Origin of the sequence: Cystobacter fuscus DSM 2262, from assembly GCF_000335475.2 — a bacterium.
Classification (GTDB): domain Bacteria; phylum Myxococcota; class Myxococcia; order Myxococcales; family Myxococcaceae; genus Cystobacter; species Cystobacter fuscus.
The window spans coordinates 90210-113196 of record NZ_ANAH02000024.1 but is presented as its reverse complement, the minus strand read 5'-3'; the positions used below and the strand labels follow the sequence as shown (position 1 = coordinate 113196).

The 22987-nt window shown below is 70.7% G+C and carries 21 protein-coding genes; 15 read left to right on the top strand and 6 right to left on the bottom strand.

Annotated elements, in window-relative coordinates:
• Positions 1 to 14 precede the first annotated feature (14 nt).
• Complete coding sequence (locus tag D187_RS32565; RefSeq protein WP_002627985.1) at positions 15 to 1799, bottom strand: M20/M25/M40 family metallo-hydrolase; 1785 nt, start codon at positions 1797 to 1799, stop codon at positions 15 to 17.
• Between the two features lie 354 nt (positions 1800 to 2153).
• Between D187_RS32565 and D187_RS32560 the strand changes: the two genes are divergently transcribed.
• Together D187_RS32560 and D187_RS32555 are read left to right on the top strand one after the other, a co-directional pair.
• A complete protein-coding gene (locus D187_RS32560; protein WP_002627984.1) occupies positions 2154 to 2768 on the top strand; it encodes a hypothetical protein in 615 nt (204 codons plus the stop codon).
• 66 nt (positions 2769 to 2834) lie between these two features.
• Positions 2835 to 3221, top strand: coding sequence for a VOC family protein (locus D187_RS32555; protein WP_002627983.1), 387 nt, complete (start codon positions 2835 to 2837; stop codon positions 3219 to 3221).
• Between the two features lie 9 nt (positions 3222 to 3230).
• Here the strand turns inward: D187_RS32555 and D187_RS32550 are convergent, their stop codons facing one another.
• Positions 3231 to 4547, bottom strand: coding sequence for a DUF418 domain-containing protein (locus D187_RS32550; RefSeq protein ID WP_002627982.1), 1317 nt, complete (start codon positions 4545 to 4547; stop codon positions 3231 to 3233).
• Positions 4548 to 4674: 127 nt separating this feature from the next.
• On the opposite strand from D187_RS32550, the gene D187_RS32545 reads away from it, so the two are divergent.
• Positions 4675 to 5280 carry a Uma2 family endonuclease gene (locus D187_RS32545; protein ID WP_051256645.1) on the top strand — a complete coding sequence of 202 codons (606 nt, stop codon included), beginning with the start codon at positions 4675 to 4677 and terminating at the stop codon, positions 5278 to 5280.
• Between the two features lie 15 nt (positions 5281 to 5295).
• On the opposite strand, the gene D187_RS32540 is transcribed toward D187_RS32545, so the two are convergent.
• Entirely contained in the window at positions 5296 to 5937 is a 642-nt protein-coding gene (locus D187_RS32540; protein WP_043432522.1) for a GNAT family N-acetyltransferase, read from the bottom strand.
• Between the two features lie 97 nt (positions 5938 to 6034).
• Here D187_RS32540 and D187_RS32535 point away from each other — a divergent pair, with 97 nt between their 5' ends.
• Genes D187_RS32535 through D187_RS32480 form a run of 12 tightly spaced genes read left to right on the top strand, consistent with a single transcriptional unit; the run spans position 6035 to position 20007 of the window.
• The gene (locus D187_RS32535) at positions 6035 to 6640 is read left to right on the top strand and encodes a Uma2 family endonuclease (RefSeq protein ID WP_002627979.1); all 606 of its coding nucleotides are present in this window, start codon (positions 6035 to 6037) and stop codon (positions 6638 to 6640) included.
• 46 nt (positions 6641 to 6686) lie between these two features.
• Entirely contained in the window at positions 6687 to 7289 is a 603-nt protein-coding gene (locus D187_RS32530) for a 4Fe-4S single cluster domain-containing protein (protein WP_043432575.1), read from the top strand.
• On the top strand, positions 7286 to 8335 hold the full coding sequence (locus tag D187_RS32525) for a hypothetical protein (RefSeq protein ID WP_002627977.1): 1050 nt from the start codon (positions 7286 to 7288) through the stop codon (positions 8333 to 8335). The genes D187_RS32530 and D187_RS32525 overlap by 4 nt, the downstream gene beginning before the upstream one ends.
• Positions 8332 to 8823 (top strand): hypothetical protein, encoded by a 492-nt coding sequence (locus D187_RS32520; RefSeq protein WP_002627976.1) that lies wholly within the window; start codon positions 8332 to 8334, stop codon positions 8821 to 8823. Before D187_RS32525 ends, D187_RS32520 begins: the two co-directional genes overlap by 4 nt.
• Positions 8824 to 8829: 6 nt before the next feature.
• The gene (locus tag D187_RS32515; protein ID WP_002627975.1) at positions 8830 to 9396 is read left to right on the top strand and encodes a hypothetical protein; all 567 of its coding nucleotides are present in this window, start codon (positions 8830 to 8832) and stop codon (positions 9394 to 9396) included.
• A complete protein-coding gene (locus D187_RS32510) occupies positions 9393 to 11510 on the top strand; it encodes an AAA family ATPase (protein WP_002627974.1) in 2118 nt (705 codons plus the stop codon). The genes D187_RS32515 and D187_RS32510 overlap by 4 nt, the downstream gene beginning before the upstream one ends.
• Entirely contained in the window at positions 11503 to 11769 is a 267-nt protein-coding gene (locus D187_RS32505; protein WP_002627973.1) for a hypothetical protein, read from the top strand. The genes D187_RS32510 and D187_RS32505 overlap by 8 nt, the downstream gene beginning before the upstream one ends.
• On the top strand, positions 11769 to 15011 hold the full coding sequence (locus D187_RS32500) for a DUF8586 domain-containing protein (RefSeq protein ID WP_002627972.1): 3243 nt from the start codon (positions 11769 to 11771) through the stop codon (positions 15009 to 15011). The genes D187_RS32505 and D187_RS32500 overlap by 1 nt, the downstream gene beginning before the upstream one ends.
• On the top strand, positions 15008 to 16063 hold the full coding sequence (locus D187_RS32495) for an AAA family ATPase (protein ID WP_002627971.1): 1056 nt from the start codon (positions 15008 to 15010) through the stop codon (positions 16061 to 16063). The genes D187_RS32500 and D187_RS32495 overlap by 4 nt, the downstream gene beginning before the upstream one ends.
• Entirely contained in the window at positions 16060 to 17481 is a 1422-nt protein-coding gene (locus tag D187_RS32490; protein ID WP_002627970.1) for a hypothetical protein, read from the top strand. Before D187_RS32495 ends, D187_RS32490 begins: the two co-directional genes overlap by 4 nt.
• A gap of 24 nt (positions 17482 to 17505) precedes the next feature.
• Positions 17506 to 18870 (top strand): WGR domain-containing protein, encoded by a 1365-nt coding sequence (locus D187_RS32485; RefSeq protein ID WP_002627969.1) that lies wholly within the window; start codon positions 17506 to 17508, stop codon positions 18868 to 18870.
• A 12-nt stretch (positions 18871 to 18882) separates the two neighbouring features.
• Complete coding sequence (locus D187_RS32480; protein WP_002627968.1) at positions 18883 to 20007, top strand: STM4014 family protein; 1125 nt, start codon at positions 18883 to 18885, stop codon at positions 20005 to 20007.
• Here D187_RS32480 and D187_RS32475 read toward each other — a convergent pair.
• Genes D187_RS32475 through D187_RS32465 form a run of 3 tightly spaced genes read right to left on the bottom strand, consistent with a single transcriptional unit; the run spans position 19974 to position 22980 of the window.
• A complete protein-coding gene (locus D187_RS32475; protein WP_043432572.1) occupies positions 19974 to 20867 on the bottom strand; it encodes an STM4011 family radical SAM protein in 894 nt (297 codons plus the stop codon). The two genes, D187_RS32480 and D187_RS32475, sit on opposite strands and share 34 nt — an antisense overlap.
• Complete coding sequence (locus D187_RS32470; RefSeq protein WP_002627966.1) at positions 20864 to 22180, bottom strand: STM4012 family radical SAM protein; 1317 nt, start codon at positions 22178 to 22180, stop codon at positions 20864 to 20866. The genes D187_RS32475 and D187_RS32470 overlap by 4 nt, the downstream gene beginning before the upstream one ends.
• Positions 22177 to 22980 carry an STM4013/SEN3800 family hydrolase gene (locus D187_RS32465; protein ID WP_043432571.1) on the bottom strand — a complete coding sequence of 268 codons (804 nt, stop codon included), beginning with the start codon at positions 22978 to 22980 and terminating at the stop codon, positions 22177 to 22179. Before D187_RS32465 ends, D187_RS32470 begins: the two co-directional genes overlap by 4 nt.
• Positions 22981 to 22987: the final 7 nt, after the last annotated feature.

Sequence of the window (22987 nt, the reverse complement as noted above, 5' to 3'; positions counted from 1 at the left end):
CCGGGGGCGGGGCCTCACGGCACCGTGAAGACCAGGTCGTCGCGGTCGTCGTACCCGCCGCCGCTGCAAACCCGCGCGGCGCTGTTGGCACCGTCGGGACCGGCGTGGCGGAAGTTGGCGCGAATGGCCTGCACGCCGCCCACGGGCAGGGTGTACGTGGCGGAGAGGGTGGTGACGCCGGTGTGGCTCGGGCTGTACGTGCCGATGAGCTGCCACGAGGGGTTGGTGGCGCTCGCCGAGTAGTACAGGTCCAGCTTGTCCTCCGTGGTGGAGTAGGCGTACACGCTCGCCTCGATCTTCACCGTCTTGCCCGGGAAGAGGATCGTCCCATCCAGGGTGCTCACCTGGAGCCGGTCGAGTGACTCATCCGCGTGGTAGGTGCCCGAGGCGCCATCCGCGCAGCCCTTGCGCAGTGTGTTGGGCTGGTTCTGCTCGGGGCCCACGCCCCCGCGGCCGTCGAGCAGCGTGCCCGAGTCGCAGCCCGAGCCCACCTGCGAACACGCCGGCGCCCAGTACGTCGCATCGAAGGCGGCGGTCTGGAGCGTCCCGGGCTCGACACCGACGGGCGGCGGGGTGTTGCCCTCGGTGGCGCCCTTGGCCAGCTCGGCCATGAACGAGGCGCCCAGCTTCGCGAACTTCACCGAGTTCTCCGCCGTGTCCCCCAGGAACGCCAGGGTGTCCTGCGCGCCGTGGATGGTCGGGTTCATCGTGCTCAGCGAGGCCTCGAAGGGCATCGCGGCCGGGTAGCCCGCGTTGGTCCACGAGGCATGGTCCGAGCAGCCATAGCCGCACATGATGTTGGCGACGGTCCGCTCCGGCTGGTACGTGGAGATGAGGTTGCGCACCTGCGTGTTGAGGGTCGCGTTCGTCCTGTCCAACACGAGGCCGAAGTCGAAGGTGTTGCCCTGGTAGTTGGTCATGTCCAACTGCAACACGCCCACCACGTTCACCCCGTTGGCCTTGAACGAGTTGGCGATGGCCTTGGAGCCGAGCAGTCCCGCCTCCTCGCCCGCGTACGCCATGAACTTCACGGTGCGCGCCGGCTTGTAGCCCTCGAGCACCGCCACGCGCAGCACCTCGGTGATGGAGGCCACGCCCGACGCGTCGTCATCCGCGCCCGGCGCCGTGCCCGTCGTGGCGTTGCTCTGGTTGATGGAGTCCAGGTGCCCACCGAGCACCACCACCTCGTCGGGCAGCGTGGTGCCCCGGAGGGTGGCGATGACGGAGGACTGCTTGAAGGTGTGCGCGAAGAGCTCCACCGTGATGTCCGGGCGCCCGGCGGTGATCGTCTTCCACTTGTTCTCGAGCCAGGTGGACGCGTCCGCGCCGTTCTGCACGTTGTAGTAGCGGTTGGTCCAGTTGGTGGACAGCGCTTGGATGGTGTCGCGCAGCTCCACCTCCCGCACCTCGTCCATCAGCGCCTGCACCGAGGGGCCGTTGTTGAGGGTGTAGTGGAGGAGCGGGGCCACGGGCTGGGGCGCGTTGTTGGCCTCCAGCGCCGCGAAGGCCTCGCCCTGGGTGTCATGGGCGATGAAGCCCGCGCACCGGTGCAGCTCGTCGTGCATCGCCAGCGCCAGTTGTTCCACCTGGGACTCGCGCACGCGCAGCACCGCCACGCCGCCCTTCTGGAACGTGGGCGCCGCCAGCGTCATGCCCCTGGCCTGGAAGGCACCACGTACCGGCTCCAGCGCGTCCGTGCCGATGGTGAGCCATACTTCCTTCTCTCTCGGGGCCGCCGCCCACACGGGCATGGCGCATGCGAGCCATACGGCGACGGAACTCCAGCTGCTCATCTTCATGGGAATCTCCTCGGGAAATGGCGGAGCAGGATACGTGCCGGATCCACGGCTCCGCGTTGTTTCGAGGGGCTCTCCCTTTCTTGGAAAGCGCACTGGCGCATGGGGGCGGCATCGACCGTGCGCGGACGTGTAAATGGGCTTTGCACCCGGCCCGCCGAACCCATCGAGAAACGGCGGTTTCAGGTCCCGTTCACCGCCTGTCGTGAGTTCAGACACGAGAGGTCTGCTCCGACCCCGGATTGCGCCCCGCGAGTGATGACTGGAACGTGGCAGCAAGGCTTCCAGGAGTGTGGTTCCTCCCACTGCCAGGCCGGAGGGTCGTGTGCCTCCAAGGAGTCGGAGTACATAGGGGCCATGCACCTTCCCTCCCTTCGTGTCCTCGCCGTCCTCTCCGTCACGGCCCTCCTGTCCGCCTGTAGCGACGAGATCAGCTCCGATGAGCAGGCCCGCCGCGCGTACCTCGGGTTGGACAAATCCGTCGAGAAGTCCCTCCAACTCGGCTTCGCCGGCTTCAACGCCGCCTCGAGCGCCAACATCCCGCCCCAGTCGACCACTGGAGACGCCGGGGGCACCCTGGACATCACCGGGCAGGTGGACCAGGGCTCGTCGGCGAACAAGGGGATGCGGCTGCGCGTCGGGATGAAGGGTTACACCGACGGCGAGGTCACCGTCGCCGAGGAGGAGGCGCCGGTGGAGATCACCTACCAGACGACCACCGACGCGGCGGCCCAGCCGGCGTTGACCCTCTCGCTGCGTGACATCCCCAACGGCACCTTCACGGGCACGCTCGTGGGCTCCTTCCAGATGACCGGAGACATCGAGGGAGAGGTCACGCTGAACCTGAGCCTGTCCGGGCAGATCGAGGACGATGGAACCGGCAAGGTGCGCCGCAAGGCCGGCAGCACCACCGTCACGGGAACCGCGAAGTCCTCCACCGGCGGCGAGTTCCAGGTGAATGTCACCCTGTGAGCGTGTGAGACTCCAACACCCCGCGCGCGGTCCTTCGCGCGCGGCGTGGGTTTCCTGGAGACGTCGATGCGGATCAACCTGACGAGCGTGGTGGTGGATAATCAGGCCAAGGCCCTGAAGTTCTACACGGAGGTCCTGGGCTTCGTGACGAAGGTGGACCAGCCGATGGGCGAGCACCGGTGGCTGACCGTCGTGTCGCCCCAGGCCCCGGAGGGCACCCAACTGCTGCTCGAGCCGATGGGCTTTCCCCCCGCCAGGGTCTACCAGAAGGCCCTGTTCGACGCGGGGATTCCCCTGACGTCGTTCGCCGTCGATGACTGTCAGGCGGAGTACGAGCGGATGTCGAAGCTGGGCGTGGTGTTCCGTGGCGAGCCGAAGAAGATGGGGCCGGTCACCGTCGTGTCCTTCGAGGACACGTGCGGCAACCTCATCATGATGGTCCAGGGCGGCTGAGTTCGCGCATCAGCCCACCGAGGGCTCCACGGTGCTCCGGGGGGCCAGACGCATGGGCTGTGCCCGTCCGTAGGTGAGCGAGCGCCACAACCACTCGGCCGGGCCGAAGCGGAAGCGTGACAGCCACCACTGGCTGAGGGGCACCTGGAGCGCGAAGAGGGTGAGCGTGAGCGCCACGCAGCGCGACGGCGGCATCCGGCCGACGAGGCTCAGTCCCCAGCCGTCATAGATGCACAGGCTCACCACGGTCTGCAGCAGGTAGTTCGTGAGCGCCATGCGGCCCACCGGTGCGAGCACCTCCTGCACCTTCCACCAATGTTCGCGCTGGAAGAGCAGGGCGAAGGCGGCCACGTACACCGCGGCCAGACCCAGGAAGCCCAGTTCCTGGAGGGTGGGCAGGGCGAACATCCAGTGGTCCTTCGCCGGATCCACGACCCCCGCGATGCGCAGGCGCTGCACCACCAGCCAGGTGCCGTTGCCCAGCAGGCCCACCGCTCCTCCCCAGACGAGCAGCCGGCGGTGCAAGGCCCGGTGGCGCTCCACGTCCTGGAGCAACAGGTGTCGCCCCGCGAGCAGGCCCAGCAGGAAGCGGCCCAGGGTGACGCTCATCCAGAGCAGCCGTTTGAGCTGAGGGAGGATGAAGACGGCGTATTGAGCGTTCGCCTCCCGGGCCATCCGGAAGGAGCCGCTGGAGAGTCCCTCCAGGAAGCGAGTCCGCGCCTGGGCCTCTTGTGCTTCGCTGGCCTTCGCCGCCTCGGCCGCCGCCTGGGTGCCGTCCATCAGGAGGGGGCCGAAGTGCTGGAGGGCGGAGACGAGCAGCGGCACTCCTCCGATCAGCATCAGCGCCCAGGTGAGCACCGCCCGATCCGAGCTCCGGCGGAAGAGCAGCAGCGCGAAGCCCACCAGGGCGTAGGTGGAGAGCACGTCGCCCACCCAGAGCGCGAACAGGTGCGTCACGCCGATGCCCAGCAGCACCAGCAGCCGCCGCGAGTACAGGGGGACGATGGGGACGCCTCGGGCCTCGGCGCGCGTGAGCTGGATGGAGAAGCCCAGCCCGAAGAGGAAGGAGAAGAGGACGACGAACTTCTGGTTGACGAAGAAGTAGTAGAGCGCGGTGACGACGGCCTCGAGCGGAGGCGCCGACAGCGCCTGGGTCTGCTCGCGTGTCAGGAGGGCACGGCCGCTGAACCAGGAGAAGCTGTTGGAGACGAAGACGCCGCACAGCGCGAAGCCTCGCAATACGTCCAGGAGGAGCACTCGCTCGGAGACGTCCACCGGGCGGGCGTGGGCTCCGGAGAGCGGCGCGGGAGGAGTGGGCTCGGACATGCGTCCAGCAGATGCCCGAGTGCCTCCTCCGTCAATCCGACCCTCCCCGTCGTACGAGGGGGCGTCCCTCTACCAGACGATGGCTCTGTCGTTGCAGTACGCGAGGGTCATGCGAAACTCTTCTCTCATGGTCACTCGTCGCCCGCCTGAAGCCGAGTCCACTGAACCCAACGACCCGTCCGTGGAGGCGGCCTTCCAGGCGGCTCCCGAGGAGATGGTGGCGGAGATCCTGGAGGGCGTGCTGCACCTCAGCCCGCGTCCGGCCCGTCCCCACGCCAACGTGGCGTCGAATCTGGGGGGCCTCCTCATCGCGCCCTTCAAGTTTGGCAGGGGAGGGCCGGGAGGATGGGTCGTCCTCGATGAGCCGGAGCTGCACCTCGGCCCACGCCCGGACAAGCTCGTGCCGGACCTGGCCGGGTGGACGCGCGAGCGACTGCCGCGTGCCGTCGGCGGAGACGACGCTCCGGCCCACTACGGCCTGGCGCCGGATTGGGCCTGCGAGATTCTTTCTGACCGCACGCGCGGCCGGGACAAGGGCGCGAAGATGCGCATCTACGCCCGGGAAGGAGTGCGGCACCTGTGGCTGGTGGAGCCGCTGGCCCGCACACTGGACATCTACCGGCTCGCCGAGGGCCAGTGGGTGCTCGCCCAGTCCCTGGCGGGAGAGGAGCGGGTGAGGGCTGCTCCGTTCGAGGCCATCGAGTTCGAGCTGCCGCTGCTCTGGTCCGAGTGAGTCGCGGGACGTGGCTCAGGTGAGCCGCCGTCCGAGGAAGTCGAAGGCCTCGAGCGGGAGTTGATGGGCCCGGGTCTGGGGGTACTCGGAGGCCAGGAGGGTGAAGCTCAGCAGGTCGCCGCGCGGGTGGTGCGGCGCGAGCTGCCGGTCACGCAGTCGTCCCTCGAAGGTGAAGCCCAGCCGACGGGCCATCGCCGCGCTCCGCTCGTTGTCTGGCGCGCAGAACAGGTCCATGCGTTTCACCTTGTCGAATTCGAAGGCGGTCTTGACCAGCGCCGAGGCCATCTCCGTGGCGAGGCCCTGGCCCGTCGCGTCGCGGCGGAACCAGTAGCCGATCTCGAGCGCTTCGATGCCAGCGCGCGTGATCAGTCCGCCCTCGCCAATCATCCTGCCGGTTTCCGGTTCGAAGGCTCCATGGGCGCGATCCTGATCCAGATCGAAGCTGGCCCGGAGCTTGCGGATCTGCGCGGCGTGGGCGTCCAGGGACATGTGTCCCTCGGGAGTGGGCGGGAAGAAGTGCTTGAGGAACGCTCCGCTGGAGTCCACCGCGTCCTTGCGGAGCGCGGCGTCGGAGGGCTCCATGCAGCGCAAGACGAGGCGGGGCGTTCGCAAGAGGTAGGGAGGTCTGGTGGCGAGGGGGCCGACAGGCGTCGTCATGAAGTGGGAGTTTATGTCCGGGCTGGCATGTCTTCCGCCTCGTCCTTCAATGGTCCCGACGTTGCACCGTGAGAGGGCCATGCGAAACTCTTCTCTCATGGTCACTCGTCGCCCTCCCGACTCCGAGTCCACCGAACCCAACGACCCGTCCGTGGAGGCGGCCTTCCAGGCGGCTCCCGAGGAGATGGTGGCGGAGATCCTGGAGGGGGTGCTGCACCTCAGTCCGCGTCCGGCCCGTCCTCACGCCAACGTGGCGTCGAACCTGGGCATCCTCATTGGAGGGCCCTTCAAGTTTGGCAGGGGAGGGCCGGGGGGATGGGTCATCCTCAATGAGCCGCAACTGCACCTCGGTCCGCGCCCGGACAAGCTCGTGCCGGACCTGGCCGGGTGGACGCGTGAGCGACTGCCGCGTGCCGTTGGTGGCGCCGATGCTCCGGCGCACTACGGCCTGGCCCCGGATTGGGCGTGCGAAATTCTTTCTGACCGCACGCGCAGCCGGGACAAGGGCCCGAAGATGCGCATCTACGCTCGGGAAGGGGTGAGGCACCTGTGGCTGGTGGAGCCGCTGGCCCGCACGCTGGACATCTACCGGCGGACGGAGGGCCAGTGGGTGCTCGCTCAGTCCTTCTCGGGAGAGGAGCGGGTGAGGGCCGAGCCGTTCGAGGCCATCGAGTTCGAGCTGCCGCTGCTCTGGTCCGAGTGAGGTGCCCTCGTCTGGCGGCCTCCGGGCTGGCATGCTGGGGGCATCCATGACCGAAGTCCCGCGGCCTCCAGATCCCGCCCTCCGGGTGGCCCAGTTCGTCCCCCGCACCGAGGCGGAGGGCCCCGGTCACCGCTTCGCCCTCTGGCTCCAGGGCTGCCCCCTGCGCTGCCCGGGGTGCTGCAACCCGGAGATGTTCGCCCCCGATCGCGGCCCCCTCGTCACCGTCGAGGAGCTCGCCCGGCGCATCCTCGCCACCCCGGACATCGAGGGCTTCAGCCTCCTCGGAGGTGAGCCCTTCGCCCAGCCCGGTCCCGCCGCCGCCCTGTGCGAGCGCCTGCGCGAGGCCGGTCTCTCCATCATGATCTTCAGCGGCTACACCCTCGCCGAGCTGCGCGCCCAGTCGAATCCGGAGGTGGACCGGCTCCTCTCCACCGTCGACCTGCTCGTCGACGGCCGCTACGAGAAGGACCAGCCGGACACGCGCCGCCGTTGGATTGGTTCGCGCAACCAGGTCCTGCACTTCCTCACCCCCCGCTACTCGCCGGACGACCCCCGGTTCTCCGCTCCCAATACCGCCGAAATCCACTTCGTGGACGGCAAGCTCGTCATCAACGGCTGGCCCGAGCTCGCCAACCGGCTGCGGCCATGATGTCCGTCTCCCCCAGCGAATACGCCCTGCTCTCCCTCGGCCGCGCCATCGTGGACTCGGGGCAGTACGCCTCCGTCGAGGACCTCCTGCTCACCCGCCGCGCCGTTCCCCCGAAGCTCGGCCCAAGCGCGCTCCAGGTGCTGCGCGACCTGCTCGCCAAGGGCATCGTCCTCGCCCTCGTCCGGCGCGGGGGCTGGCGGCGGCGGCGTCACCTCCACGAGGGACAGGGCGTGGAGGGCCGGCTGTGGCAACGGCACGCCGCCCCTCCGCTGCACTTCTCGTCCGCCTGTGTGCGGGCCCTTCAGTGGCTCACCTCCCAGCCCCTCGGACGGCTCGACTGCGAGCCGCTCGAGGTGGAGACGCCCCTCACGCTCGCCGACGAGCTCTTCCTCTACCTCTGCTGTCACCTCGTGGCGGGCACGCCCTGTGGGCCTTCCGTGGGCGCCCAGCCCCTCTTCCGGCACTCGGCGCTCTGCCGGCTCGGCTTTCCCGAGCTGCTCGGCGCGCCTCCGCCCGGCTTCGACGCCTCGGCCTTCACGCCGCTGCTCGCACAGGAGGGACTCGTGCTCGAGGCCTTGCAGGCGGACCTCGCCCGCCGCTGGCTCCGCCTCGAGGAGTCCAAGCGCCGTGTCTCCGAGCCCGCGGACATGGTGGCACTCGGCTCGGCTCAGGAGGTGGTGCTCTCCGCCTTCCTGGATGCGCTCGAGGCCGCCCGGCGGAGGGAGCTCGCCGGCTTCCTGCTGGAGGCGGGCAGGGGGCTGGTGGAACGCCCCGCCACACTTTGGGTGGAAGGACTCTCCCCGCTCGCCTCGCTGCGCGCCCGTGCCGAGGCCTCCCGGGCCGCGGGCGCCTGGCTTCGGAGCCTCGCCCGGCTCGCCCGCTGGGATGCCGAGCACCGTGCCGTGCGCTTCTTCGACGATGACTACGACGCGGCCCAGCTCCTGCTCTCCCAGTGGAGCGCGTTCGGCGAGGCCGGCTTTCGGCTCGCGGCGGAGCGGGAGCGGGCCCTCGCGTCCCTTGGCTCCATCGAGTCCGGGGTGTCATGACAGGCTCGCGGCTCAGGCCCTGGCTGGGCGCGCTGGGCTATGTCGTGGGCGTGGCCCTGGTCTCCCTGCTGGGCATCTCCTGGGGACCGCTCGGAGGGTTGGAGGCGCAGGCGCTGCTGCTCGTGTCGTGTTGCGTGGGGCTGGTGGCCGCGGGCTTTCTGCCACGGCTCCTGGCGCCTCGCGCCCTCCAGTTCCTCGTGCTGTCACTCGGCTGGCTCATCGTGGTGGGCGCCGGGGTGATGGGCTGGCTCGAGCCCCATGCCTTCATCCGGGATCGGGACGAGTCGGGCCTCTCGTCCTATCGCACCACCCTGCATCCGTTCTTCACCGGTGCTTTGCTCGGGCTCTTGTTCCTGGTAGCCCTGGGGCACACGGTGCGTTTCGGCCCCTCCCTCCGACGGTTGCTGTGCCTGGATGTGCCCTTGCTGGCCTTCCTCGTGCTCTGTTGGGTGCTCCATCTCCGAGGCTATCCTGTGTTCGAAGGGTGAGTACCGATGAGCCGCGCCTACCGCATCTCCGTTTCCGAGTCCCTCAACCGCGTGGTGCAGGCCGAGGATGGTGTCTGCTCCAAGCTCGAGCTGCTGCCCATCCTCTCCCAGGAGGAACTGGGGGGACTGCTCGCCGAGGAGCTGGCGCGCCGCGGCTTCACGCGCGAGGGCCCCGTCGCCCTGCGCACCGAGGCCGATGGTGTCCGGCTGGCCATCGACGTGCAGACCGGGGACGTGAGCGTCACGCTCGCCGACGAGCGGGCCGTGGAACTCCAGGCCACGGCGCAGCGCAGCTACGCCCGGGAGGATGAGAAGGAGCAGGCCCAGGAGCAGGCCCGGGAACAGGCCCGCGCGCGGCTGGAGGACCGGGCCAGCGTCGCCCGGGAGTCCCTGCGCGAGGACCTCACCCGCCGTCTGGAGTCCCGGCTGCGCGATCTGAAGCAGGAGCTGGACTCCGTCACCAACAAGGTGACGGCCGAGGCCCTCAAGGTCCGGGCGCGGCAGCTCGGCACGGTGGAGGAGATCAGCGAGGATCCCGCCACCGGCTCGCTCACCATCAAGGTCCGTCTGTGAGCGCCCTCATCCCCGAGCAGGAGTTGCCCGTCGAGCTGTCCCCCTTCGCGGCGGTGGAGGCGGCCTACCCCGCGGAGCTGGGCCGCGTGTGCGAGGCGTTGCAGCGGGGCCTTCCCGTCATGGTCGAGGCCGACAAGGAGCTGACACCCTTCTTCTACAAGTGCCTGCGCGATCGGCTCAAGCGCGAGGGCAAGCAGTTCCTCTACCTGGATGGCCGCGCCGCCCAGGAGCCTCCTCCGGGCATGCCGGCGCCGAGCCTCATGTCCACGCTCATCGCCCAGTTGCGCGATGCGGTGCGCGGCGCCGTGCGCGAGCGCATCGTGGTGTTGCCCCACCTGGATCTGCTCACCACCAGCAGCGGAGGGCTCACCACCGAGGCGCGCGAGGTCATCCCCCTGCTCTACGAGAACCCGGAGATGGTGTGGGTGGGCTTCAAGGATCCCTCCTTCCCATTGCCGCGTGTCATCGAGAACCTCTTCCCCCACCGCGAGAGCATCCTGGGCGTGAGCCGCGAGCGGCTGCGCTACCTCGTCACCCAGCGCGAGAGCCGGAAGTTCGGCCGGGGACTTCAGCCCTACGCGCTCTACAAGCACGTGTCCGGCGTGAATGCCGTCCGCCTGCGGCGCCTGCTCGGGGCCATCACCGGAGAGGACTACCCCGCCGATCCTCGTCCCGCGTACACGCAGCTGCGCACCGCCACCCTGTCCGGTTCGCTCAGCGTGCCGGACCTGGACCTGTACGGAGCCATTGGTGGCTACGCCAAGGTGAAGGAGCGGCTCCAGCGCGAGCTGCTGGACGTGCTGTCCCACAAGGAGGCGCTCGGGGACGCCGAGCAGGTCAAGCAGGTGGAGTCGCTGCTGCCGCGCGGGATGATCTTCTGGGGCCCTCCCGGCACGGGCAAGACGCTCTTCGCCAAGGCGATGGCCTCGGCGCTCGGCGCGGCCGTCACCGTGGTGAGCGGCCCCGAGCTCAAGAGCCGCTGGGTGGGCGAGAGCGAGGAGAACCTCCGGCAGATCTTCGTGCGCGCCCGCCAGGCCGCCCCCAGCATCATCATCTTCGACGAGCTGGACTCGTTCGCCTCGGCGCGCGGCACGTACACGGGCTCGGGGGTGGAGCACTCCATGGTGAACCAGCTCCTCACGGAGATGGACGGCTTTCGCAAGGAGGAGCTCGTCTTCGTGGTGGGCACCACCAACTTCGTCGAGTCGCTGGATCCCGCGCTCCTGCGCCCCGGCCGCTTCGAGTTCCAGTTGTGCATTCCCTATCCCAACAGCACGGACCGGCGTGCCATCCTCTCCATCTATGACCGCAAGCTCGGCCTGGGCCTGTCCGAGCGGGCCATGGAGTACGCCGTCAAGCGCACGGGGGATCTGGTGGAGGGCACCGGCTCGCGCTACTCCGGCGATCACCTCCAGGCGCTGTGCCGGGCGCTGGCGCGGCGACGGCTGCGCGAGGGCCACCTGGGGCCCATCGAGCCGCTCGACGTGGAGCGCGCCCTCACCGAGTACCTCGATCGGCCCGAGCTCACCGCCGCCGAGGAGAAGGTGGTGGCCACCCACGAGGCTGGCCATGCCCTCTGCGCGCTGCACTGTCCCCACGCTCCGTCCATCGATCGCATCTCCATCCGGGGTGACCTCGCCGGCTCGCTCGGCTTCGTGCAGTACGCGGACCGGGCCCACCGCTACGTCGTCACCCGGGGCCAGTTGCTCGACAACCTCTGCGTGCTCTTCGGTGGCCGCGAGGCCGAGGCGCTCCTCCTGGAGGACATCTCCATCGGCAGCGCGCAGGACCTGGAGCAGGCCACGGAGATCGCCCGCGCGCTCGTGCAGGAGTTCGGCATGGGCGAGGGCGACGCGCTCGCGGTGCAGCGCTTCGCCCCTCACGATCCGCGAGAGCCCTCGCTCCCGCTCTCCAATGCCACGCTCGAGCAGCTCGACGCCCAGGTGCGGCACCTGCTCGATTCCCAGCGGAAGCGGGCCCGGGACATCCTTCAACGCGAGCGCGACCGCCTCCTCGCGCTGCGCGATCTGTTGCTCGAGCGCAAGGTGCTCGACCGCGAGGCCTTCGCCCACCTGATGCCCTCCGCGGCGCCCAAGGAGCCCCCTCGTGGCTAGCCTCACCCTGCGTCTCCAGATCGATCCCACCACGGGCAAGAAGGACATCCTCGTCAAGTACGAGAGCGATGCCGATGCCCTGCCCATGGAGCACGAGGAGGAGCATCGCCGCCTGGTGGACAAGCTCATCGCGGGCGGCGCGCTGAAGGCCTCCGAGGTGGGGCGCATCGTCGTCGAGCGCGAGACGCCCGCGAGTACGAGCGGCGAGCAGGCCCCGGCCTCCGAGGACGTCTCCGGACGCGTCGCGCGGAAGGCCTGATGCCCACGCTCGTCTTCCCCACCGAGGAAGTCCTGCGGCTCGCGCTGACCTCGGGCCTCGTTCCCACCGAGGTCCAGGTGGCTCGGGCGCGCGTCCACCGCACCGGGACGGGAGGACTCCTCGTCACGCCCGAGGCGCCCCTGGCCCGCTCGCAGGTGAAGGCGCTCGGGGAACTCGGCATCCGCCTCGACGAGCAAGCCCTCGGAGAGGGCGCGGCCGTGAGCTGCTGGGCGGAGCTGCTCCCGGTCCGGCGGATGCCCGGGCTGGACGTGCCCACCGGTCCGGTGCTCTTCCTGGCCGCGCACGAGCGCGAGCTGCTGCCCCTGGCCGGAGAGATGCTGCGGCTCGGGTGTGACAGACAGGAGCTGTGCCTCGCCGGAAGTGGCTCCGAGCGCCGGGCGCTCCTGCGGGCCGTTGCTCCGCCGTACTTCACCCTCACGCGCGCCATCGATCGCATCGCGGGACTGCGCGCCTTCGTGCCCGTCACCGCCGGTCTGAATGGGGTGTGGATGGAGCTGGGCCATACCCATCCGCTGGCCCGCGCGCTCCGGGCTCCTCCGGGGACGCTGCTGCTGCTGCCGGGGGAGGGGAGCTGGATGTCCGCGCCGGACGGGCCCTGGCTGGACCTGTACCAGCTCGTGGACCTCGCGCTGCCCCAGCCCGTGGAGGACTGGGTGCCTCGCCCCGTGCCCGGACGTCTCTCCGTGCCCCTGCGGCTCCACCAGGCCGCGCGCGTGGAGCCCGCCAGCCTCTGGGTGCTGCGCGAGAACGCCGTGGCCCAGGTCGAGTCCCTCGTGCACTCGCTGCCGGAGGCGCTGCTCGCGCAGCTGCGCTTCGCCGTCTCGGGCCCTCCCGAGGCACCCCACGTCGTCCTCCGCGCCCGGCCGGGACGGGAGAAGCCCCCGGAGCTCGGACTGTCCGGGACGGCCTACGCTCCCTTGCCCCAGCTCCCCACCCTCTACCTTCCCTGCGACGCGCTGCTGGAGCCGCCCCTGCGCGGGGACCGGCTGCGCGCCCTGCTCACGCCCGACGCGGACACCGTCACCTGGCTGCACCCCACGGGGCAGGGGGCCTTCCGCGCCGAGCGCCTCCCGGAGCGCGCCTTCCAGCCGCTCGACGAGTGGGTGGAGTACGTCCTCGATACCGGCGCCGTGGCGCTGGAGCCCTGGGTGCGTGGCGCCACATTCGACTTCGCGGCCTTCGAGGCCACGGACACCGGGCCGCGTGAAGAGTCCTCGCCGTCGGAGAAGGAGGAGGAGCCCGAGCGTCGCTCCTCCCGCCGCCGTCCCGTCGCCGCGCCCGCCTCCGAGCCCATCGCCGCGCCACGGATTCCCCGGGTGGAGGCGCCACGGCCCCCACCCATGCGTCTGGTGCCCCTCACGCCCGCGCGGACGAGCGAGGTCGAGCGGGAACTCACCACGCGGGAGATGGACTTCCTCGCGCTGGAGTCCCCGGCGGACGCGCCCGAGCGCCTGCCCTCGTGGGTGCGCATGGCGGAGCTCAACGGCCTGCTCGGACGCGAGCGCGACGCGAGCCTGTGCTGGAGCCGAGCCCTGTGGGAGACCTCGGGCTCCGAGGCGGCGTCCCTCGCGGCTCGCTGGTCGGAGGCCACGTCGCAAGGGGCCTCGCCCACCGAGCGGCTGGCCCTCGCCGCGCCCTCCGACGCGGATGTCCGCGCCCTCGCGAGTCACGTGCTGCGGGTGTTTCATGGCTCCGGCGAGCCGCTCGACGTTCCCGCGGTGCAGCGCTGGCTGGATCGGCACGATGGAGCGCTCGACGTGCGCTCGCTCTGGCTCACCCGCGCCGCGCTGGCGCGGCTCTCCGGGGGCGATGCGCTCGGACTGGCTCAGGCGGGAGACCGCGTCCTCGCCCTGTTGCACCGGGGCCTCTCGCGGGCGCGGGACGTGCCCACCTTCCTGCGCGCGAACGTGGACGCGGCCCATGCCTTCCGGCTGCGCGCCCAGCTCGACGCGCTGCTGGATCGCTTCGAGCGCACGCCCCGCCACCGCTCCGCCCTCGAGGCCCCCGTCGCCCTCACCTGGTCCTATGTGCGCTTCGTCTTCGCCTGGGGGCTCGCGCGGCTCGGGCACGCGGACCGGGCGCGGGAACTGATGGCGAGCGCCACCTCCGGCCTGGAGGGGAAGGACCCCGTGCATGGCTACCTCGGCCGGGCCTATGCGGCGCGGGTGGCGCAGGCGCTCGAGGGCCTGCCCTCCGAGACACCGCTTCCCCACGAGCTGGCCACCGAGCTCCATGCCCTGGGCAGCTTCCACCGGTACAAGGTGGACCGGCTCCGGCAGGCCTCCACGATTCTCGAGCCGAGCGAGCGGTTGGATCCGGCGCGCTCCTTCGGACGGGGCGAGCGGGATCCGCGAGGCGAGGAGTTCGCCGTCCTGCGCGAGGAGAAGGACGTGGAGCGGCTCGCCACGGCGGTGGAACAGCTCGCCGCCCGGGCGCTCTCCCTGCTCACGCCGGCTCCCGAGCGCCAGCGGCTGTTGGAAGGTCTGCTCGACACCCTTCCGCGGCTGCCTCCGGCCCGCGCCCTGCCGCTGTTGACCCGGCTCGTGCCCTCCATGGAAGGCCTGCCCGACGAGGCCCACGCCCTGCTGCTGGGGGATGCCCTCACGGTGGCGGGACACTTCGGCCGGGAGGATCACGTCAAGGCTCTGGTGGCACGGCTGCGTGCCCTGCTGGTGGGGCTCCCTCCCGGGGCGGCGGCCTGGGGCCATGGCATCCTCGGCGCGTCCCTGCGCGACCTGCGCCGCCTGGGGCTGATCCGCGAGGCCACCGGGCTGCTCGAGCCGGGCCAGCAACTGCTCGCCCGTCCGGAGAAGGTGCCCCTGTCCACCCAGCTCGGCATCGCCGCGGGGCTCGCGCTGCTCGGACACCTGCCGGAGGCCAGCGCCGTGTTCGATCGCGCCTTCACCACCCTGGCCCACTTCGAGGGGCCCCTGCCCGAGCGGCTCACCCTGGCGCGGGGGCTCGCGGGGGCGCTGTCCCAGGCCCCGGTGGACGTGGCCCTGCCGGCGCTGGAGCGGCTGTCCGAGCAGCTCCCCGGGGTGACGGACAGCTACAACACCAACAGCCACTTCTGCCTGTCCGTGGTGGAGTTCGCGGACGTGCTGGTGCTGGGGCACGTGGGGGTGGGGCAGGGGTCGGGTGAGCGCACCCGGCGTTGGCTGGACGAGGACGAATTCCTGGTGCGGCGCCGCATCCACCGGGAGCTGGAGGAGCATCCATGAGCGTTCCCACCCGGGAGCCCGCGGACGGCCGGAGCGCCGTCGACCCCATCGCCGAGTTGTCCCACGAGGCGCTCTCGCGCGAGTCGCAGGCGTTGCGCGAGCGCATCAACCGCTTCCGGCTCTCGCTGGGGCGGCACTTCGTGGGCAAGCAGACGCTGGTGGATCTGATGACGGTGGCGGCGGTGGCGCAGGAGCCCCTGCTGCTGGTGGGTCCACCGGGCACGGCCAAGTCCGAGCTGGTGCTCAAGTTCAAGGACGCGCTGCGCATCGGGGACGAGGACTACTTCGAGTACCTGCTCACGCGCTTCACCGAGCCCTCGGAGGTGCTGGGCCCCATCGACATCAACCTCCTGCGGCAGGGCCGCTACATGCGGCGCGAGCGGGGCAAGCTGCCCACGGCGCGGCTCGTCTTCCTGGACGAGGTGTTCAAGGCCAGCTCGGCCATCCTCAACGCGCTGCTCACGGTCATCAACGAGCGCAAGTTCTACCAGGATGGCGCGCCCCAGCCGGTGCGGCTCAAGGTGCTCTTCGCGGCCACCAACGAGCTGCCCGAGCACGCGGAGCTGGGGGCGCTCAAGGATCGCTTCTGCCTGAAGGCGGCGTGCCGCTCGGTGCAGGACCGCTACTTCCTCGAGCTCCTCGACTCGGGCCTGGAGTCGCAGACGCAGCGCGAGCTGAACCAGAAGCCCTGGGCGGAGGGCCACGCCACGCTGGAGGACTTCCTCAAGGCGCACCGCTACCTGACGCTGGTGATGAGCCGGCGCGAGCCGGGGCCGGAGGGGCGCGAGCTGCGCGACCGGGAGCTGTTCTTCCGGGACGAGCTGCTGCGTGAGTTCCGCCGCGTGGTGCAGACGCTCACCCGCGAGGACGGTGTCTTCATCAGTGATCGCAAGCTGGTGAAGCTCTACCGGCTGTTGCGCACGCGGGCGTGGATCTTCCATGGGGGCGCCGTCGAGCGGGAGGATCTGGTGCTGCTCTCCTTCCTGGGAGAGACGCGCGAGGAGATCGACCTGCTGGAGGAGAAGGTGCCGCGGCTGCTCGGGCTGACATGACGACGGAGCCACGTGGACCCGAGGAGGCGGAGCGGTGGCTGTGCGCGGGGCTGTGCCTCGCGCGGCTGGAGGGCACGTCCCCCGAGGCCGTGGCGCAAGCCGTGCCCTGGCTGTTTGCGACCCACGCCGAGCTTCCGGCGCTGCCTCCCCTGGGGGTGGTGGTGGACCTCGGGAGGCTGGCCCTGGGCGCGCCGCTCGAGTCCTCGCGGCCGGTGCCGGACACCGAGCCCTCCCTGCGGGCCGCGGTGCGCGCCTATGAGGACCACCTGCTCGCGCGGCTGGCCGCCGAGCCGCACCTGGAGGCGGTGGTGAACGCGCTGGCCCGCATGCCGGCGGAGCTGCGGCCCCGCGGTGTGGCCTTCCTGGTGGCCCGGGTGCTCACGCGGCTCGGGTTCACGGGGGGCGCGGCGGTGAATCCCGGGCTGGCGCGGCGGGTGCTCGAACATCCTCCCGCCGAACTGCTCCAGACGGGCCACGCGGCGCTGCGCGAGCGGGGCGCGGAGGTGGAGCGGCTGGCCGAGGCCTACGAGGCCCTGGGCGGGGCGGCCCGGCGGGCGCGGGCGCTGTTGGGCGACGCGGAGGTCTTCACCCTGGAGAACCTGGAGCGGCTCCAGGGCCGGGCGCGGCGGCTGGCGCTGGAGCAGGCGGTGGAGGCGGCGGAGGCGCTCGCCGAGGCCCTGCCCACGCGAGCGCGGCCCCGGAAGCCCGCCTCGGGTCAGACGCCCTCTCACCTGGAGGACGACGCGGCGTTTCCCCAGGGAGGCTTCTCCTCGGTGTCCAACGTGGGGAGCCTGGAGAACCTGGTCACCTCGGAGCTCGTCTACATGGAGGACGACGCGGGGCTGGACTTGTTCGACATGCGCTACGTGGAGGGCGAGCTGCTCTACTACACGCGGGACGAGAGCCTCGTCGTGCGGCGGCGGAGGCGGGTGACGTTCGCGCTGCTGCCGGGGCTGACGGAGGCACGCGTCAAGGACGCGGGGCTGCGCTGGCAGCGGGGCGTGCTGGTGCTGGGGCTGGTGCTGAGCCTGGTGCGGCGGCTCTCGGTGTGGCTGGGGGAGGAGGAGCTGCGCTTCCGGGTGGTGGTGGTGGGCGAGGGGCTGGAGGCGGAGCGGGGCCTGTGCGAGCTGCTGCTGCGCGAGTGGCTCGCGCGAGGTCACGCCGAGGTCACGGTGGCGGACCGCATGGAGTCGGTCCTCACCCAGGCCGTGGTGGACGCGAAGCGGGCCCGCACGGACGTGCTCCTCCTGGGGGGCCGGGAGGTACCTCCCGCTCCGTCCCAGGTGGGCCTGTCGCTGCTCGACGTCTCCCAGCCGGTGCCTCGGCTTTCGCCCGCCTCGTCTCCCGAGCCTCCCGGGGAGGAGCTCTGGGCCACATGGCGTGGGGTGACGCTTGAGCTTGCGCGGGGGCTCCTCTAGCGTCGCCGGGCCAAGGGGAACCACATGCCGCTTTACGAGTTCAAGGAGGGCAGCTCCAGCAAGTTCTGGGAGATCACCCTCTCGGGTAACAGCTTCACCACGCGCTGGGGGAAGATCGGCACCAAGGGCCAGGAGAAGACGCAGAGCTTCTCCAACGCCATCGAGGCCAGGCGCGAGCACGACAAGCTCGTCGCCGAGAAGACGAAGAAGGGCTACGAGCTGGCCGAGGGCCAGGAAGCGCCCGCGGAGGACGAGGAGGGCGGCGACTCGGCGAACCTGGCCAAACGCAATCCGGAACTCGAGGCGGCCATCGAGAAGGCTCCGGACAACGTGGAGGGCTACCTCGTCTACGGCGACTGGCTGCAGAGCCAGGGAGACCCTCGCGGCGAGTTGATCGCCCTGCAGTGCGCGGCGCATCAGGCGTCGGGCGAGGAGGCCACGAAGCTCAAGCGTCAGGCGTCGGCGCTGGTGCGCAAGTACAAGAAGTACCTGCTGGGGGCGTTGGCGGACAAGGAGGACAACGAGGTGGAAGTGGGGTGGCGCTTCGGCTTCATCCAGAGCGCCCGCCTGGCCCGGGGGGACTTCGACTCGGAGTTCGATTCCGCCGAGGCGGTGAAGCACCTGATGGCGCTGCCCTCGGCCCGCTTCCTGCGTGAGCTCACCTTCGGCATGGCGGATTACGAGGAGAACGACTACAGCGATGCCATCGGGGCGCTGGCGGGGACGACGTGCCCCACGCTGGAGACGCTCTTCATCGGCGACTTCGAGTATCCGGACGAGACGGAGATCTCCTGGACGCACCTGCAAGACATCTCGCCGGTGTACAAGGCCTTCCCCCGCCTGCGCTCGCTGAAGGTACGCGGAGGCGAACTCGGGCTGGGCGAGGTGAACCTGCCGGAGCTGCGTGAGTTCACCGTGGAGACGGGCGGTTTGCCGCTGGAGGCGGTCAAGTCCATCGTGAAGGCGAACTGGCCGAAGCTGGAGCGGCTGGAGGTGTGGTTCGGCTCGGAGAACTACGGCGCGGGAGGCGGCGTGGACGACATCCAGCCCCTGCTCGAGGGCAAGGGCGTGCCGGTGCTCAAGCACCTGGGGCTGCGCAACGCGGAGTTCACCAACGAGCTGTGCAAGGCGCTGCCGCGGGCGAAGATCCTCTCCCAGCTCGAGACGCTGGACTTGTCGATGGGCACGATGACGAAGGAGGGCGCGGAGGCGCTGGTGGCGAACGCGGCGGCCTTCAAGCACCTCAAGCGCCTGGACGTGACGGAGAACCTCTTGTCGGACGAGGCCCAGAAGCAGGTGGCGAAGCTGGGCGAGTACGTGGCGCACGGCAACCAGCGTGACGACTACGACGAGGACGACGACTACCGCTACGTGGCGGTGGGCGAGTAGCGGGAGTTCCGGGTGGGCGCGCCGCCGTTCCTGCTCATCGGCAATCCGGAGAACCGGCGCGTCACGCTCTTCCAGGCGGCCCTGGCCGCCCGGGGCCTTCCTCCCGCGCACGTGGTGCCCTGGCGGGAGCTGCTGAGAAATCCGGCCGTGCTCGCGGACCTGCCGGACACCGAGCGGCTCGTGCGCATCGACGCCGCCGGTGAGAGCTTCGAGGTGGAGAAGGCGCTGCTGAAGCGGGGCCACGAGGACGCGCGGGCGCTCGGGTGCGCCGTGCTCACGCCCGAGCAGATCGACGCCCTCCCCGAGGACCACGGGCGCATCCTCTGCCCGAGGCAGTACCACCTGGGCTTCCTGCGGACCCTGCGCCAGTTGGAGGCCATCTTCGCCGAGCACCCCCGCTGGCGGGTGCTCTCCTCGCCCGCGAGCATCGCGGAGCTCTTCGACAAGCGCCTCACCTCGCGCAAGTACGCGGCGCGGGGCATCCCGGTGCCACCATCGTTCGAGGGCATCACGGACGTGGAGTCGCTGCGGACGCGGATGCGGGAGGAGGGCTGGCGCGAGGCGTTCGTGAAGCTCTCGTGTGGCTCCTCGGCGTCGTGCCTGGGCATCTTCCGGCTGGGCCGCTCGGACGAGTCCCTGTTCACCACCCTCGAGCAGACGGACACCGGCTGGTACAACTCGCTCAAGGTGCGCCGCCTCCGGGAGCCCCGGCGGGTGGAGGCGGCCCTGGAGTTCCTCCTGCGCGAGGGCTCTCAGGTGGAGCGGGCCCTGCCCAAGGCGCGGCTGCGCGGGGAGTTCTTCGACTGCCGGGTGCTGGCGGTGCGGGGCGAGCCGGCCTTCACCGTCATCCGCCAGAGCCGCCACCCCATCACCAACCTGCACCTGGGGGGCAAGCGCGGTGACATGGACGCCTTCCTCGCGGCGGTGCCTCCGCGTGAGCTGGAGGCGGCGATGGAGACGTGCCGTCAGGTGGCGCGGGCCCATGACTGCCTGCACGTGGGCATCGATCTCATGTACGAGGCGTACTTCCAGGGCCACGCGGTCCTGGAGGCCAACGCCTTCGGAGACCTGCTGCCCAACCTGCGGCGCGACGGGCTCTCCGTCTACGAGTGGGAGATCCGCGAGGCGCTGCGCTGAGCTTGCCAGAGGGGCTCCACCGGCACGCGCTCGAGGATGCCCGAGCCGAACACCCGGTCCATCTCCAGGTAGTCCAGGTGCACGTAGCCGATGTGGCACCCGCATGTCGCCTTGGCGCAGGGGCGCGGGCGGAGGGCCTGCTCGAAGCCGGGCTCGTAGATGTTGCCGAGGAACTCGCGCACGAAGTGGCACCGGCGCGCCGAGCCCGCCCCGTCCACGGAGATGACACTCTCCCCGGTGCGGCACGCCTTGCCGAGGCTTGGGTGGTGGGTGTTGTTGAGGGGGAAGAGGGGATCGACGCGGGAGAAGCGCTCCACGTCCTCGGGGGTGTAGCGCTCCTCCTTGCCGTCCTTGACGGCGTTGATCCACAGGTACACGTCGGAGGGCAGCTCGCGGCGCAGGGCCTCGGCCTCCTCGGCGAAGCGGCGGAAGCCCACCATGCCCGCGCTGTAGCGCACGCCCAGGGCGCTCAACCGCTCGCACTGCGCCACGAAGCGCCGCCGCTTCATCCACTCGGGGTGGAAGGTGGCCCAGATGCCGAGCTTCTCCGGCTGGCAGCGCTCCACCCACTCCAGCGTGCAGGACAGGTTCGTCTGGATGGCGGCCCGCTCGACGTGGGGCAGGTTCGTGAGGCGCACCAGGGCCTCCTGGTACCAGGGGCGGATGAGGCCCTCGCCCCACGGGGTGAAGAACACCGACACGGGGTAGGGGCGGGACTCGACCCAGCCGACGAAGCGCTCGACGCCCGCGCGATCCTCGGCCAGCTCCGCGTCGTCCTGCTTCCACTTGCCGAAGGGGCAGTACTCGCAGCCGAAGTTGCAGCTCGACAGCGGACCCCGGTAGAGCACGGTGAGCTTCATCGCCACGAGTACCCCTCCATCAACGCGCGTACCGGTTCCGAGTGTAGCCAGGGGCCGAGGAGATCCGAGCGCTCCACGCCCGCGTCCGTGAGGCGCAGCGCCTCCGGGGTGCGCCGCGCGAGGCCATGGGTCTCCAGCTCGGCCAGCTCCGGGAAGTCCGCGAGCGCCTCGGTGCCGAAGCGCTGGCGGTAGGCGGCGAACTCCACGCCCTCGGCGAGCAGGGAGAGGATCATGTGGCGCCGACGCTGTTCCGCCTCATCCAGGATGAAGCCATAGCCCACCTCGCCGAAGGAGTCCTCGGTGCGCTCGCTGTACGCGGCGATGATGGAGCGCACCTCGCGCGAGCCCACGGCGTACTCGGACGAGTAGTGCATGCGCTCGGTGTACGAGCGCGCCCCGCACCCGAGCCCCACCATTCCATCCTCCTGGCAGCGGTACACGGGTCCGTCCGCGGCGGGGGCGTGGCGGGCGCGGAACATGCGCATGGACACCTGGGTGTAGCCCTCGGAGCGCAGGAAGTCGCGGCCGGCGCGGTAGAGGGCGAGCCGCTGGTCATCCCAGGCCCGCGCCTTCTTGCCGAGGAAGGTGAGGGGCCGGACATAGAGGGGGTAGAGGTAGAGCTCCTCGGGGGAGAAGCGCAGGGCGGCGCGCAGCGAGGCGAGCCACGTCTCCTCGGTCTGGGCCTCCATGCCGTAGATGAGATCGATGTTGAGCGTGGGGAAGCCCGCCGAGCGCAGCAGGTCCAACGTGGACTCCACCTGGGCCGTCTTCTGGGGTCGCTTGACCGAGGCGACCTCGGACTCGAGGAAGCTCTGCACACCGATGCTCACCCGGTCCACGCCGCGCGAGCGCAGGGCGGCCACCTTGGCGGCGTCCACCGTCTCGGGAGAGACCTCCACGGAGACGGGGAGGCGGTGCGGGTCGGCGCCCATGACCTGCTCGGCGAGATCGAAGACGGTGTGCAGCCCGGCCACATCGAGCAGGGTGGGGGTGCCTCCGCCCACGGCGAGGCGCGCGAAGGTGGTGGGCCCGAGCGCCTCCTTCACCCGGCGTGCCTCCCGGGCCAGTGCCTGGAGGTAGCCCTGGACGACGTCCTCCCGGGGACCGGCGGCGGTGAAGAGGTTGCAGAAGCCGCAGCGCATCTCGCAGAAGGGGACGTGCAGGTAGAGGAAGAGGGCCTCGCGCCGCTCCCGGGCCCAGACGGACTCCAGGGAGGGGGCGGGCGTGAGGGGCCGGTAGGCCGTCTTGTGCGGATAGCCATAGAGGTATGCCACGTAGGGCGATCCTCCGAGCATCGTCTCCAGGCGCGTCATGACTCGGGCTCTCCCGGCAGCGGAAACTCCGCGTAGGGCACCGTCCATACCACCGGGTGGCCGATCCGGTGACCGGAGTAGCCATCCTCCCCGTACGCCGTGCCGTGGTCCGAGCAGACGATGCAGAAGGAGGGCCCCCGGCGGCGCAGGGCGGCGAAGAGGGGGGGCAGTTGGCTGTCCACGTAGGCGAGCGCCGCCGCGTGCGAGTCGCGCGAGTCCCCGGTGGCGCCCGGCAGGTAGAAGCAGTTGGGCTGGTGCAGGGCGGAGACGTTGAGGAAGAGGAACACCCGGCGCTCGCGCGGCAGGGAGTCGAGCAGCCGCACGGCGAGGCTTACCTGGTTCTCGGTGGAGCGGGGGTCGCGCACGCCCAGCTCGGGGCTCCAGTGGCTCTCGGCGAAGAAGCCGGGGAGGACGCTGCCCAGGGGGTTGAGCTTGCTGAAGAAGCCCACGCCGCCGATGCAGACGGTGTGGTAGCCGCGCCCGGCGAAGCCGGAGACGATGTCCGGCGCATCGAAGACGCAGGTGCCCGAGTCGGTGGTCTCGCTGCCCTGGAAGCGGGTGGCGAAGAGGCGGGAGTGGCGGCCAGGCTCGGCGGGGGTGGGGAGGAAGCCGGCGAAGAAGGCGTGGTGGGCGGCGTAGGTGAAGCTGGCGGGCGAGTGCCGCCGCTCCCAGAGTCCGTCGGGGAGGAGGGCCGCGAGGTGGGGCGTCCTGCCCTGGGCGAGCGTCTCCTCGGCCACGTCGAGGCGCAGGGTGTCGAGGGTGAGGAAGAGCAGGTCGTGCGTGCCGACCAGGGCGTTCATGTCCCGC

Bases quoted from the DNA above. Each gene is read 5' to 3' on its own strand.
- D187_RS32565 (WP_002627985.1), bottom strand. From the start codon at position 1,799: ATGAAGATGAGCAGCTGGAGTTCCGTCGCCGTATGGCTCGCATGCGCC.
- D187_RS32560 (WP_002627984.1), top strand. From the start codon at position 2,154: ATGCACCTTCCCTCCCTTCGTGTCCTCGCCGTCCTCTCCGTCACGGCC.
- D187_RS32555 (WP_002627983.1), top strand. From the start codon at position 2,835: ATGCGGATCAACCTGACGAGCGTGGTGGTGGATAATCAGGCCAAGGCC.
- D187_RS32550 (WP_002627982.1), bottom strand. From the start codon at position 4,547: ATGTCCGAGCCCACTCCTCCCGCGCCGCTCTCCGGAGCCCACGCCCGC.
- D187_RS32545 (WP_051256645.1), top strand. From the start codon at position 4,675: ATGGTCACTCGTCGCCCGCCTGAAGCCGAGTCCACTGAACCCAACGAC.
- D187_RS32540 (WP_043432522.1), bottom strand. From the start codon at position 5,937: ATGACGACGCCTGTCGGCCCCCTCGCCACCAGACCTCCCTACCTCTTG.
- D187_RS32535 (WP_002627979.1), top strand. From the start codon at position 6,035: ATGGTCACTCGTCGCCCTCCCGACTCCGAGTCCACCGAACCCAACGAC.
- D187_RS32530 (WP_043432575.1), top strand. From the start codon at position 6,687: ATGACCGAAGTCCCGCGGCCTCCAGATCCCGCCCTCCGGGTGGCCCAG.
- D187_RS32525 (WP_002627977.1), top strand. From the start codon at position 7,286: ATGATGTCCGTCTCCCCCAGCGAATACGCCCTGCTCTCCCTCGGCCGC.
- D187_RS32520 (WP_002627976.1), top strand. From the start codon at position 8,332: ATGACAGGCTCGCGGCTCAGGCCCTGGCTGGGCGCGCTGGGCTATGTC.
- D187_RS32515 (WP_002627975.1), top strand. From the start codon at position 8,830: ATGAGCCGCGCCTACCGCATCTCCGTTTCCGAGTCCCTCAACCGCGTG.
- D187_RS32500 (WP_002627972.1), top strand. From the start codon at position 11,769: ATGCCCACGCTCGTCTTCCCCACCGAGGAAGTCCTGCGGCTCGCGCTG.
- D187_RS32495 (WP_002627971.1), top strand. From the start codon at position 15,008: ATGAGCGTTCCCACCCGGGAGCCCGCGGACGGCCGGAGCGCCGTCGAC.
- D187_RS32490 (WP_002627970.1), top strand. From the start codon at position 16,060: ATGACGACGGAGCCACGTGGACCCGAGGAGGCGGAGCGGTGGCTGTGC.
- D187_RS32485 (WP_002627969.1), top strand. From the start codon at position 17,506: ATGCCGCTTTACGAGTTCAAGGAGGGCAGCTCCAGCAAGTTCTGGGAG.
- D187_RS32475 (WP_043432572.1), bottom strand. From the start codon at position 20,867: ATGAAGCTCACCGTGCTCTACCGGGGTCCGCTGTCGAGCTGCAACTTC.
- D187_RS32470 (WP_002627966.1), bottom strand. From the start codon at position 22,180: ATGACGCGCCTGGAGACGATGCTCGGAGGATCGCCCTACGTGGCATAC.
- D187_RS32465 (WP_043432571.1), bottom strand. From the start codon at position 22,980: ATGAACGCCCTGGTCGGCACGCACGACCTGCTCTTCCTCACCCTCGAC.